Origin of the sequence: Amycolatopsis sp. (genome assembly GCF_035276945.1) — a bacterium.
In the GTDB taxonomy this organism is placed as follows: domain Bacteria; phylum Actinomycetota; class Actinomycetes; order Mycobacteriales; family Pseudonocardiaceae; genus Amycolatopsis_E.
The window spans coordinates 1-12,777 of the sequence record NZ_DATELF010000135.1; the positions used below are offsets into that span (position 1 = coordinate 1).

The 12,777-nt window shown below is 69.7% G+C and carries 13 protein-coding genes and 1 pseudogene; all 14 read right to left on the reverse strand.

Annotated features, from left to right (window positions below; all coding sequences use genetic code 11):
• On the reverse strand, positions 1–2,243 hold a 2,243-nt coding region (locus VJT49_RS23620; protein ID WP_324167090.1), incomplete at its 3' end, for a nitrate- and nitrite sensing domain-containing protein.
• 338 nt (positions 2,244–2,581) lie between these two features.
• Complete coding sequence (locus VJT49_RS23625) at positions 2,582–3,142, reverse strand: AAA family ATPase (protein ID WP_324167091.1); 561 nt, start codon at positions 3,140–3,142, stop codon at positions 2,582–2,584.
• A gap of 190 nt (positions 3,143–3,332) precedes the next feature.
• On the reverse strand, positions 3,333–3,569 hold the full coding sequence (locus VJT49_RS23630) for a hypothetical protein (protein WP_324167092.1): 237 nt from the start codon (positions 3,567–3,569) through the stop codon (positions 3,333–3,335).
• A gap of 83 nt (positions 3,570–3,652) precedes the next feature.
• The gene (locus VJT49_RS23635) at positions 3,653–4,705 is read right to left on the reverse strand and encodes an NAD(P)H-dependent flavin oxidoreductase (RefSeq protein WP_324167102.1); all 1,053 of its coding nucleotides are present in this window, start codon (positions 4,703–4,705) and stop codon (positions 3,653–3,655) included.
• 2 nt (positions 4,706–4,707) lie between these two features.
• Entirely contained in the window at positions 4,708–5,430 is a 723-nt protein-coding gene (locus VJT49_RS23640) for a CoA-transferase (RefSeq protein WP_324167093.1), read from the reverse strand.
• Complete coding sequence (locus VJT49_RS23645; protein ID WP_324167094.1) at positions 5,427–5,579, reverse strand: hypothetical protein; 153 nt, start codon at positions 5,577–5,579, stop codon at positions 5,427–5,429. The genes VJT49_RS23640 and VJT49_RS23645 overlap by 4 nt, the downstream gene beginning before the upstream one ends.
• On the reverse strand, positions 5,576–6,436 hold the full coding sequence (locus VJT49_RS23650; RefSeq protein WP_324167095.1) for a CoA transferase subunit A: 861 nt from the start codon (positions 6,434–6,436) through the stop codon (positions 5,576–5,578). Before VJT49_RS23650 ends, VJT49_RS23645 begins: the two co-directional genes overlap by 4 nt.
• Positions 6,429–7,178, reverse strand: coding sequence for an enoyl-CoA hydratase family protein (locus VJT49_RS23655; RefSeq protein ID WP_324167103.1), 750 nt, complete (start codon positions 7,176–7,178; stop codon positions 6,429–6,431). The genes VJT49_RS23650 and VJT49_RS23655 overlap by 8 nt, the downstream gene beginning before the upstream one ends.
• Before the next feature lie 156 nt (positions 7,179–7,334).
• On the reverse strand, positions 7,335–8,252 hold the full coding sequence (locus tag VJT49_RS23660) for an SDR family oxidoreductase (protein ID WP_324167096.1): 918 nt from the start codon (positions 8,250–8,252) through the stop codon (positions 7,335–7,337).
• A 70-nt stretch (positions 8,253–8,322) separates the two neighbouring features.
• Entirely contained in the window at positions 8,323–9,096 is a 774-nt protein-coding gene (locus VJT49_RS23665; RefSeq protein WP_324167097.1) for an SDR family oxidoreductase, read from the reverse strand.
• Positions 9,097–9,351: 255 nt separating this feature from the next.
• Positions 9,352–10,533: a fumarylacetoacetase gene (gene fahA, locus VJT49_RS23670; RefSeq protein WP_324167099.1), complete on the reverse strand. Its 1,182-nt coding sequence runs from the start codon at positions 10,531–10,533 to the stop codon at positions 9,352–9,354.
• Positions 10,530–11,342: a hypothetical protein gene (locus VJT49_RS23675; protein ID WP_324167100.1), complete on the reverse strand. Its 813-nt coding sequence runs from the start codon at positions 11,340–11,342 to the stop codon at positions 10,530–10,532. Before VJT49_RS23675 ends, fahA begins: the two co-directional genes overlap by 4 nt.
• Positions 11,339–12,529, reverse strand: coding sequence for a homogentisate 1,2-dioxygenase (locus VJT49_RS23680; RefSeq protein WP_324167101.1), 1,191 nt, complete (start codon positions 12,527–12,529; stop codon positions 11,339–11,341). Before VJT49_RS23680 ends, VJT49_RS23675 begins: the two co-directional genes overlap by 4 nt.
• Positions 12,504–12,777: pseudogene (locus VJT49_RS23685) on the reverse strand (pentachlorophenol monooxygenase); the annotation flags it as partial. The pseudogene VJT49_RS23685 and the gene VJT49_RS23680, both read right to left, overlap by 26 nt.

Below are 12,777 nucleotides of genomic sequence, written 5' to 3' on the forward strand. Positions count from 1 at the left end.
GGCCGCGCCGCATGCTCCGGACGGGCCTCGTGCACCGGCCGCACCGCATGCTCCGGACGGGCCTCGTGCACCGGCCGCGCCGCATGCTCCGGACGGGCCTCGTGCACCGGCCGCGCCTCGTGCTCCGGACGGGCCTGCCGCGGCGGCGGCTGGAACAGCTCGCCCCGGGGCCGTTCCGCGGCCTGCTGCCGGGGCCACGCCGGTTCCTCTTCGACGACCGGGACCGGTTTTCCCCGGCGCACCGGGGGGCTCCGGTGCCCGTTTCCCCCGGCGTGCTGTCCGTTCCCGTTCCGGGTGCTCTGCTGCGGCGGCACGGCGGACGGCGGGACGACCACCGTCCCCTCCGCCGGGGGGAGCGAGGTGAGCAGTTCCGACCGGACGAGCACGATCGCCCGCGTACCGCCGTAGGCGGAGTTACGCAGGGTCACGCCGATGTTCTGGCGCGAAGCCAACCGCGCCACCACGAACAGCCCGAGGCGAGGCTCCGCCGACAGCGCCATGACGCTGAAGTCCGGCGGGTTCCGCAGCATCGCGTTGACCTCGTCCATCCGCTCCGGCTCGATGCCCAGGCCCTGGTCCTCGATCTCGATGGCGACGCCCTTGCCGACCACGCCGCCCATGATGTCGACCCTGGCCTCCGGCGGGGAGAACGACGCCGCGTTGTCGAGGAGCTCCGCGAGCAGGTGGATGAGGTCGGCGACGGCCGGACCGCCGACCGCGATCTCCGGCATCCGGCCGACGGTGACCCTGGCGTAGTCCTCGACCTCCGCCAGCGCGCCGCTGATCACGTCGGCCAGCGAGACCGGGTTCCGCCACTGGCGCCCGGGCCGCTCACCGCCGAGGATGACGAGGTTCTCGGCGTTGCGGCGGGCACGGGTGGACAGGTGGTCGAGCCTGAACAGCAGGTCGAGCTGGTCGGGATCCTCCTGCTTGCGCTCCGCCTCGTCGAGCACCTGGAGCTGGCGGTGTACGAGGATCTGGCTACGGTGCGCGATGTCGAGGAACACCTTTTTGGTTCCCTCACGGGTCTTCGCCTCGTCCACCGCGGCCGCGACGGCGGTCCGCTGCGCCTTGTTGAACGCGTCGGCCACCTGCCCGATTTCGTCCGTCCCGTGGTCCAGGGGGGACATCTCGGCCGCGAGGTCGACCTCCTCGCCGTGCCGGACCCGGTCGACCAGCTCGGGCAGCCGGGTGTCGGCCATCTCCAGGGTCTCCCGCCGGAGCCTGGTCAGCCGCTGCACGAGCCGGCTGGACAGGCGCCAGGCGATGATCGACACCACCACCGAGAGCAGCAGCGCCGCCACGCCCGCGAGGATCGACGTGAGCAGCATCCGGTTACCGGTGTCGATTTCGACCTGGGTCGCGTTGGAGCTCTGTTCGATGTAGAGATTCGTCAGGGCCCCGGCGACCTGGTTCGCCGAATCCCGCCACTGCTGCTGGGGCACCGGAAGCGTGGTGCGGTTGCCGCCCAGGACCGAGTTTTCGACGGTGGTCAGGGTCGCCCATGCCGGGCCGGCCCGCAGCGCGTCATACTTCTGCTTGACCGACGGGATCATTTCCGGCACCTGGCTGTCGAACCCGGCGTGGTAGCTGCCGACCACGGAGACGAAGGTGCGGAACTCGTCGTTGCCCAGGCCACCTCCGGCCAGCCCGGCGGCCGCCAGCGCGTCGCCACGGGCCATCGCGTCGGCGGCGGCGAACAGCGGCATCGCGGTGACCCGGAGGTAGGCGGTCTCGGCGTCGGGAGACCGCTCCGCGACACCGTTGAGGCCCTCGGTGAACTCGTCGATGATCCGGTTGTAGAAGCCGTAGGCGTCGAGCAGCGAGGTCTTCCCGCTGTCGACCTGCGCACGGAATTCCGGCAGCCTGGCCATGTTCGCGGCGGTCCGCGCGATGCTCGCCTTCACCCGGTCCGGCGCCTGGTCCGCCAAGGCGGCGAGGACCGAGGTCATCTGCGCGGCCGTCGCGTCGGTCGCCGCCCTGGCCTGGACCAGCTGGCTGTGCACGCCACCCCGGCTCGCCAGGTCGGTGAGCGTGAGCTGACGCTCCGTGCGCACCGTGGCGAAGAACTTCACGCCGGGGGTCGCGGCGTCGTGCACCTTACTGATGAACGAGCGCGCTTCGACCGCCTGGGAGACGAGATAGCTCACCAGCGCCAGGCCGGAGACCAGCAGCGCGACGCTGGGTACGAAGGCGATCGCGAGGACCCTGGTCCGGATCGAGCGTCCTCTGCGCGTTCCCATGATCTTCTTCAAGGCTCCTGAGGGCCTTCCGTTGTGTAGCTAAGGGCCCCCGCACAACCCTCTGACAGCCGACGCCGAACTTGCGGTGACCTCCGGCGTCCTCGCAGGTTATTCACAGGGACACACGTGAGTCAACTTCACGTTTTGCTTCTTCCGAAGGTGGACACAACAGGCTATCGGGCAATTTTCCAACCCGCAAGACAGTGTGAGACCACTGAACCTCACTCTCCACCATCACGTGAGCTTCCGCACAGATCCGGACCACCGGTAGCCCGACGAGTCCACAATGGACGATCGGGATCCCTGGCGCCCGAACGAAGAATACCAGTCAGAGTGGATCACCTCCGCCCGGACGCGGCCTCCGCGGGCAGGCCGGGAACGACGAGACGGAGGCCGGAAGCGGCCTTGGACCGGTCGACGACGGCGGTGCGGTTCCAGCCGCGGAGGCCCCCACCGAGCAAAGCCCTCATGTGCGGAAGGCGTCGCACGTGACGGCGGAACGAGTTATGACGCACCACGCGGCCGCGGGCACATTGGCCGGCCTCGGCGTCCTCGGGCGAACACTCGACCCAGAGAAAGTGCCGCGCCCGACCGGAGAGGCGGCCCAGCACCATGAGCCAGGCCCGGGTGGCCACCCCCGTCGCGGGGTCGTGCACGACCACCGGGCCCGGCTCGCGGAGCACCGCCAGCGTCACGCGCAGCCGGTGCAGCACGTGGACCAACGGGCGGTACCGCGAATACGGCGTGCCCTCGGGTACGAGCGCCGCGAGCCGGTCCCGCATCTGGTCGGAATCCAGCACGACGAGCGGCCGGTCGGACCGCGTACCGCGCAACAGGGTGCTCTTGCCCGAGCCGGGCAGGCCGGCGATGACTACCAGGGACCGGGGCTCGATCGTCATCCGTAACATGCCCTGCCAACGGACGGGCAGTCCTGACGCGTTCCGGTCTTCGCGGTCAAATCGGGCAATTCACCGTCGCCGGCCAGGCCGGGTATCCGCACATGAGCCGCCGACCTGCGGTGATACCCGGGAAATCATCCTGGTGCAGCCCGCTGACCAGCCGAAACGTGTCCATGTGCGGAGAACGGGGCTAGGCGCGGAGCCGCTGTGCCAGGAGCTTCTTGCCCTGCTCGGCCCCCTTGCGGCTTTCGCTCTGGGCGCGGCGGAAGAACTCCGCCAGTTCCCGGTCGCCCGCCCGTTCGGCGTCCCGGACGTAGACTTCCAGGCGGAGGGCGTTGCTCAAGCAGGCCTCGACGAACCAGATGATGTCGTAGTCCTTGTCCTTGGTGCCGGTGAACTCGCCGGTCTCCACGTCGGTTAACGACATGACGCCTCCTTCAACAGACTCCTCGTGCGGCTACCCCCCGGAGCGCGATCTAAGCATCGATTCCCCGGTGCGCGGAACCCTAATTAGTTCACGAGTTTGCCGAGGTCGTGCAGGATACCGGTGGCCTCCTTGACGATCCCCTCGACGAGGTCGGCGACACTGGGCAGGTCGCCGATCATGCCGACGGCCTGCCCCGAAGCCAGGACCCCGGCGTCGATGCGGCCCTCGACGAGCCCCGCCCGCAACAGCATCGGAGTGTTGGCGGCCATGATCAGCTGGCTCCAGGTCAGATCGTTGCCGTGTTTCATGGCCAGGCCTTCGCGGATCATCGCGGGCAGCGACAGTCCGGTGATCCCGCGGAACCGCAGCGCGTTGCGCACGGCCTGGATCAGGGCGCGGAAACGGCCGGATCTCTCCAGCGCTTCGACCAGATCGGTGCGCAGTACCCGGTGCGGCAAACCGTCGACACGTCTCGTCACGACGGTGCCGGTCAGCCCCTGTCCCAGGTAGTACCGCTTGACCTCGTCGGGCACCGTGCTGTCCCGGGTGAGCAGGAACCGGGTGCCCATCACCACCCCGGCCGCGCCGTAGGCGAGCGCGGCGGCCAGGCCGCGGCCGTCGAAGAAACCGCCCGCGGCGATGACCGGGATGTCCACGGTGTCCAGCACCGAGGGCAGCAGCAACGTGGTGGCCACTCCCCCGGTGTGCCCGCCACCTTCGCCGCCCTGCACGATCACCGCGTGCGCGCCCCAGGAGGCGACCTTTTCCGCGTGCCGGGCGGCCCCGACCGACGGGATGACGACGGTGCCGTGGCCGGCGAGCTTGGCGATCATCTCCTTGCGCGGCGCCAGCGCGAACGAGGCGACCTTCACCTTCTCTCGGATCAGCAGCTCCACCCGGTCCCCGGCGTCGGCCGCGTCCGCGCGCAGGTTCACGCCGAACGGCTTGTCCGTGCGGCCCTTGACTTCCCTGATGGCGGCCACGAGTTCGGCACAGGTCATCGTGGCGGAGGCGAGGATGCCCAGGCCCCCGGCGTTCGCCGTCGCCGACACCAGGCGCGGCCCGGCCACCCAGCCCATCCCCGTCTGCACGACCGGATGGCGGATCCCGACCAGCCTGGTCAGTTCGGTCTCCAGTGTCATGACGGAACTTCCGTGTCCCTGAAACCTTCCGGGTCCAGCACTTCGCGGATCAGGCGCAGTTCCTCGTCCGTGGGCTCGCGGGTGACCCCGGCGCCGCCGCAGCCGAGCGCGAACGAGGTCGCCGCCGCCACGTCGCCGGCGGTCACTCCGGGATGCAGCGAGACCGCGCGCATGGCGTGGTCAGGGCTGTCGAAGCCGAACACACCGAGGTTGGTGACCACGCGATGCACGTCGTGGAACCGTTGCCCGGCTTTGGCGGCGTTGTCGTAGCCCACCCCGGACACGACGTCCACCGACTCGACGAAGACGCGCTTGCCGTGCTTGGGCACCCAGTAGCTGGTCCGGTGGTTGACCGTGTTCCCGGGCGCGCCCCGCACGCCCAGCAACTGTTTGACGGGCCGGGCATGGTCGCCGATCGCGGAGATGTTCTGGTTACCGAACCTGTCGATCTGGTTGGCGCCCATCACCACGTGCCGTCGCCCGTGCGGCACGATGGTGTCCAGCATCCGCCGGAACGGTTGCCAGCCCTCGATTTCCCCGTCCGCGTCGAGCAGGTAGGCGTCGCCGTCGGACAGCAGCAGGCCGGGCTCGAACGTCAGGCGGGCGAGTTTCGCCCCCAGCCGCGGGATCGGGCCCATCGGGCTGGCCACGATCTCCCCGTCACCCCGGAACAGTTCGGCGACCGCGACAACCGCGATCTCGGCCCTCGTCGCACTCACGCGGCCTCCAGTGTTTTGCGGGACACCCGCACCCGGTCGACACCCACGAGCAGGGCTTCGCGATTATCGCCCGTCGGTGCCTCCAGTGTTTTGCGGGACACCCGCACCCGGTCGGCCCACATGATCGGGTCCCCGCCATCGTCGATCACGCGGCCTCCAGGGTGAACTTGTCCACTTCGGACAGATAGCGGTGTTCGTCGCCGGAGAGGAACCGGTCCACGAACCGCGACCAGGCGCCGGGATCCTTCGCGCTGGCGACATAGTGCCGCTGGAACCGCTCGTCCCGCCCGTAGTCGGGAACGGCGGTGGTGAAGTGCGCCCCGCGCGGCGCCTCCACCACGCCGTCGACGTTGCTTCTGTCGAGCAGCAAGGACTGCACCGGACCGGCCGTGGTCAGTTCCGCGGTGGCCACGATCTTTTCCACCGAAACGAACCGCTTCTTCGCGGCCAGGCAGAACAGGTCGTCGAAGTAGGGATCCGGGCCGAGATACTGCGCGTTGCCCCGGGAGTCGGCACGGTTGAGGTGCACCAGGGCCACGTCGAGTTCCTGTGCCGGGACGGCCAGGAGTTCTTCACCATCGGCGTAGGGCGAGCGAACCGTGCGCAACCGGGGGTTCACCCGCAGCACGTCCGAGCCGAGTCCCGCCCGCGTGGGCAGGAACGGCAACCGCTGCGCGGCCGCGGACAGGGCCGCACAGAACACGCCCTCGTCGTACTCGGTGACCGTGATCGCCCCCGTCTCCCTGACCCGGCCGAACCAGGGATCGAACGGGATCGAGTCCAGCGTCACGAATCCGAACACGACCCGCCGGACCTTGCCCCCCGCGCACAGCAGGCCCACGTCCGGGCCGCCGTAGGACACCACCGTCAGATCCTTCACCGGGGTACGCAACAGCGCGCGCACCAGCGCCATGGGTTTGCGGCGCGAACCCCATCCGCCGATGCCGATCGTCATGCCGTCGGTGATCTCCGCCGCGACCTCGCCGGCGGTCATCCGCTTATCCATTTTTGTCCTTCAGGAAGGCTTCGCGAGCTTCGTCGGGGGCGCCGAGCAGGTTGAGTTCGAAGGTGAAGCCCTGCTCGAAGCGGTAGCTGCGGTGCACCTGCTGGGTGTCGATGCCGTTCAAAGCCTCCTTGGCCGCGCGGATCACGCGGGTGTCCTTCTTCGCGATGTCCCGCGCCACCACCAGCGCGGCCTCGTCCAGTTCGGCGCGCGGCACCACCTGGTACACCGAGCCGTGGGAGCGCAGTTCGGCGGCGGTGATCGTGCGCGCGGTGAAATACAGCGTGCGCATCAGATGCTGCGGCACCAACCGCGCCAGATGCGTCGCCGCCCCGAGCGCGCCGCGCTCCACCTCCGGCACCCCGAACGTCGCGTCCTCCGACGCCACCACCACATCGGCGTTCCCGACCAGCCCGATGCCGCCGCCCAGGCAGAACCCGTGCACCGCCGCGACGACCGGCACCGCACACTCGTAAACCGCACCGAACGCCGCGTGACAGCCCCGGTTCGCGCCGACCAGCGCGTCGTAGCCGGTGCTTCGCTGGATCTCCTTGATGTCCACCCCGGCGTTGAAACCCCGGCCCTCCGCGCGCAACACCACCACGTGCACATCGCGGTCCTCGCCCACCTGCCCGAGCGCAGTGGCCAGATCGAACCAGCCCCGCACCGGCAAGGCGTTCACCGGCGGGTAATCCACCGTGACGACTTCGATGTGCTCCTCGGCCCGTTCCCGCGTGACCGGCATCAGTTCACCCCGGCTTTCCGCGACCCGCGCGAACGCAATCGCGTCGCCAGGCGCTTTCGGGTACGAATCCACCCTCTCTCCAGGTCTGCGCCCTGCCGCCACGATGGCGTAGCCTTCGGCCGGCGCGCTCAGTGACACAGCTGCGTACCGCGGGGGTCACCGCTTCGCATCCTGTCCGTAGACCGGCTCGGGCTCGCCCGCTTCGGCAAGCAACCCGGTCACCACCGGCCCCAGTTCGCCCGGCTCCCACCGCGCGCCCTTGTCCACCGCGGGACCGTGCCGCCACGCCTGCGCCACCGACACCTTCCCGCCCTCGACCTCGAACACCCGGCCCGTCACCCCGGCCGACTCCGCACTGCCCAGCCACACCACGAGCGGCGAGACGTTCTCCGGAGCCATCGCGTCGAACCCCGAGTCCGGCTTCGCCATGTCCCCGGCGAACACCTCCTCCGTCATCCGCGTGCGCGCCGACGGGGCGATCGCGTTCACCGTCACCCCGTAGCGGCCCAGCTCAGCCGCCGCCACCACGGTCAGTCCCGTGATTCCCGCCTTCGCGGCCGAATAGTTCGCCTGCCCCACACTGCCCAGCAACCCGGCGCCCGAACTGGTGTTGACCACCCGCGCCGCCCGCGCGCGCCCGGCCTTCGCCTCGGCCCGCCAGTACCCGGCGGCGTGCCGCAACGGCGCGAAATGGCCTTTCAGGTGCACGCGGATCACCGCGTCCCACTCGTCCTCATTCAGGTTGACCAGCATCCGGTCCCGCACGAACCCCGCGTTGTTGACCAGCACGTCCAGCCGCCCGAAATGCCGCAACGCCGTGTCGATCAGATTCCGCGCGCCCGCGAAGTCCGTTACGTCGTCGGTGCTGGTGACCGCCTTGCCCCCCAGTTCCTCGATCTCGGCCACCACCCGCGCGGCCGGGCCCTCACCCGTGGCCGACCCGTCCAGCGCGACCCCGATGTCGTTGACCACCACCCGCGCGCCCTCGTCCGCGAAGGCCAGCGCGTGCGCCCGCCCGATCCCGCGGCCCGCACCGGTGACGACCACGACCCTGTCGCGGCACAACCCACTCACTTGTCCTCCTGTGTTTGTGCGGGACACCCGCACCCGGCCGGATCCGCAAACCAAAAACAACCATGCCGGCTCACGGATCCTCCTGGGAGTAGTTGACGTCGGTCGCGGCGTGGAACGCGGGCATCTCGCCGCCGCCATGAACCAGCAACGTGGCGCCGGAAACGTAGGAAGCCAGGCCGGAGGCCAGGAAAGCCGCACACCAACCCACGTCGTCGGGGTCCGCCAGCCGCCCCAACGGCACCGTCTTGCCCACCGCCGCCACGGCGGCCTCGCTGCCGTAGTGCGGATGCGCCTGCTCGGTGCACACCATCCCCACGTCCAGCGCGTTCACCCGCACCTTCGGCGCCCACTCCACCGCCAGGCTCGCCGTCAGGTTGTCCAGCCCGGCCTTCGCGGCCCCGTACGCCGCCGTCCCCGGCGAAGGCCGTTTCCCGCTGACACTGGACACCATCACGATCGCGCCCCCGGTGTCCTGGCGTCGCATCACCGCGTTCGCCTGCTGCGCGACCAGCAGGGGCGCCAGCAGGTTCAGCTGCACGACCTTGTCGTGGAACCGGGGCGACGCTTCGGCCGCCGGCGCGAAAGGGCTGCCGCCGGCGTTGTTGACCACCACGTCGAGACGACCGTGGTCGGTGACGATCCCGGAGATCAGCGACCCCACCTGGCCGGCGTCCCGGACGTCACACGCCCGGAACTCCCCGACCGTGGTCTCCGGCGCGTGCCGCGCACAGGTCACCACGGTCGCACCCTGTCCGGCGAACACCCGGCTGATCCCGGCGCCCACCCCTCGCACGCCCCCGGTCACCAGCACCACCGCGCCGGTCAGCCCCAAGTCGATGCCCACCCGCCAAAAATAGAACACGTTATCGACGCGGACAAGCGCAGCGGAACTTAGCGGAGTACTCGTGAACAGGAACGTGTTATGAGCCGGTCATCGACCGTGCGGCCGGGCGCAGCGTGTACCCCCGGCCTCGTCCACTCGATCTCGCCGGGCGGCGCTCCCGTGCGGACGAGGCCGGGGATGTGGTCGTGTTCGTCCACGGAGACGGCCGGGCACGCAATCTCCCCTCACCCGCGAGTTCAAGATCTCCGGGCCTGCTCAGCGCTTGGCCTCGGTGGCGGGCAGGATCCGGCCGCGCACCTCCCCGAAACCGATCCGGCCGCCGCCCGCGCCCGGGGCCGTGGCCGAGATGACGACCTCGTCGCCGTCGAGCAGGAAGGTGCGTTCCTCGTCGCCCACCTGGATGGGTTCCTTCCCGCCCCAGGTCAGCTCGATGAACGCGCCCCGCTGATCTTTTTCCGGCCCGGAGATCGTGCCGGAGGCATACAGGTCGCCCGTGCGACTTGCCGCGCCGTTGACCGTCATGTGAGCGAGCATCTGCGCCGGGGACCAGTACATCTCCCGGTACGGAGGATGCGAGACATCCTGACCGTTCCAGGACACGGTGAGGTCGATGTCGAGTCCCCAGGGCTCGGCTTCCCGCAGATAGGGCAACGGTTCCGGGTCCTGCGGCGGCGTCGGCACCCGCGCGGCCTCCAGCGCCACGAGCGGCACGACCCACGGCGAGATCGACGTCGCGAAACTCTTGCCGAGGAACGGACCCAGCGGCACGTACTCCCAGGCCTGGATGTCGCGGGCGGACCAGTCGTTGACCAGCACCACGCCGAACACCCGCCGGGCGAACTCCGCGGTGGACACCGAAGAGCCCAGCGGTGAACCCGTGCCGACGACGAAGCCCAGCTCCGCCTCGATGTCCAGCCTGCGGCATTCCCCGAAGGTGGGCGCGGTCTCATCGGCGGCCTTGCGCTGCCCGCACGGCCGCACGATGTCCGTGCCGGACACCACCACCGTCCCGGCGCGGCCGTGATAGCCGACGGGCAGGTGCTTCCAGTTCGGCATGAGCGGTTCGGAGTCCGGCCGGAACAGGCGGCCCAGGTTGCTCGCGTGATGTTCGGACGCGTAGAAGTCGACGTAGTCGCCGACCTCGATCGGCAGGTGCGGCGTCACGTCCGCGACGGCGTGCACCACTTCGCCGGGCACCTCGCCGGACACCAGCTCGGTGATCCGCCCTCGTACCTCTTTCCAGCGGTCGAATCCCTGCGCCATGAACGCGTTCAGCGAAGGCCGCGCGAACACCTCGTCACCGAGTGCCATCGCGAGATCCACCACGAAATCCGCGACACGGACACCGACGCGTGGCCCGCTTTCCCGGGTGGAGAACACGCCGTAGGGCAGGTTGACCAGCCCGAAGGGCGAACCTTCGGGAATCTCGATCTTCACGCGGTGACTCCTTCCCCGGCCGCGACGGCGGCCGGGACCAGGCCGAGACCCGCCAGCTCGGTCAGCGGCTCGACGATGCTGCACGTACCGAACGAACGAAACCACTCGCGGGTCGCGGGGTCCACAGTGGATGTTCGAGCGGCGATCTCCGCGGCGTCGCGGTTCGCGAGAACGGCCGCCAGCTCCGCGTCGCCCGCTCCGGCCAGCGCCGCCTCCGTGGCCACCAGCACGTTGAGGTAACCGTGCTGTTCGAAGCCGGTGACCGGGTCGGTGTTACGGATCGCGTGGTGCAGGCCGGCGGTGGCCTTGAACGCGACCCCGGCGCGCACCGTGGCGCCGATCGCGGCGGCGAGTTCGGCCTCCTCCGGGAACATCCCGGAGGTCACCCCACCGGTCCGGAACTTGGCGTGGTGACCGGTTTTCACGCAGGTTTCGATGACCTCGGCGCGTCGCTCGTCGCGCGGGATCTCCACGAAGACCGGCGCCTCCAAGCCGCCGACAGCGGTGAAGAACTCCGCCAGGCTCATGCCCTCAGGCACCGCGATTTCCAGCGCTGCCAGCCGGTTCCCGGCCCGCGCGAACACCTCCGGCAGCTGGGTGGGCCCGGCCGGGGCGGTGACCGCGAGCGCGAACTCCACGGAACCCAGTTCGGCCAGCGCCGGTGCGGCCAGCACGAGCGGCCCGATGATGTCCGCGTACGGCGACGCCAGGTGGCGCTCGTGCGCGGCCACCGCTTCGGGCAGCGGCATCAGGCCGGGCGGGAAGACCGCGGCGTCGTCGAGCAATCCCTTGAACAGCTCGGGAATCATCGCGGCCCCCGCCCGGCCCACGTCCAGGCGTAGCCGGGGTCCTCGGTGGTGATCCCGCCTTCACCGAGTTCGAGCGGGCGGAACGTGTCGATCATTACGGCCAGCTCGTCGAAGAACTCCGTCCCGATGCTGCGCTCGTAGGCGCCCGGCTGCGGCCCGTGCGAGTGCCCGCCCGGGTGCAGCGAAATCGAACCCTGGCCAATCCCGGAACCCTTGCGTGCCTCGTAGTCCCCGCCGCAGTAGAACATCACCTCGTCGGAGTCCACATTGGAGTGGTAGTACGGCACCGGGATGGACAGCGGATGGTAGTCCACCTTGCGCGGGACGAAGTTGCAGACGACGAAGTTGTCTCCCTCGAACACCTGGTGCGCCGGCGGCGGCTGGTGCACACGGCCGGTGATGGGCTCGAAATCGCTGATGTTGAACGTGTACGGATACAGGCAGCCGTCCCAGCCGACGACGTCGAAGGGGTGCTGGGGGTACACGAACTTCGTGCCCACGATTCCCGCGCTGCCGCGGTGCTTGACCAGCACCTCGACGTCCTCTCCGCCGGCGAGGAAGGGCTCGGCCGGACCGTGCAGATCCCGCTCGCAGAATGGCGCGTGCTCCAGCAACTGGCCGAATTTCGACAGGTACCTGCGGGCGGGTGTGAGGTGCGAATTCGCCTCGATCACGTAGGCCCGCACCAGACCGCTGGGCACCCAGCGATGGGTCGTCGCCCTCGGCAGGATCACGTAATCGCCCTGCCGGAACGGCAACGACCCGAAAACCGTCTCCACAACACCTTCGCCGGACTCGATGTACACGCACTCGTCGCCGATCCCGTTGCGGTACAACGGAGACGCCTCACCCGCGGCCGCGTAGGAGATCCGCACGTCGCTGTTGCCGAGCACCAGCCTGCGACCGTTCACCACGTCGTGGCGTTTCCATTCCTCGCCCGGGAACAGCTCGTGGAGCTTGAGGTGCCGGGGCTTGAGCGGGTAGTTCGGTTCGGTCCGCGGATCCGGGAGCTGCCAGGGCGCGGAGTCGACGATCGCGGACGGGATGTTGCGGTGGTACAGCAGCGCCGAATCGCTCGAAAAGCCCTCCTCCCCCATCAGTTCCTCGTAGTACAGGCCGCCTTCGGGCGTGTGGTGCTGGGTGTGCCGCTTCGGCGGTACTTCACCGACCCGCCGGTAGTACGCCATGGCTTGTCACCTTCCTCGTCGGGTCATGCACGGCCAGAACCCGGTTCAGGGCCGCCGTCAGCCCCGCCCGGTCGGTCACCACCGCGGCGACGTGGGCATCGGGCCGGATGACCCACAGTTCACCGGGGCGCGCTACCAGGGCCGCGGTGAGGTCCCCGTTCCCATCGACAGTTGATATCTCGAGCACTCGCACCGGTGCGCGCGTGGCGGCCACGGCCGCCCGGGCCGCGGCCAGGTCCGCGCCGGGC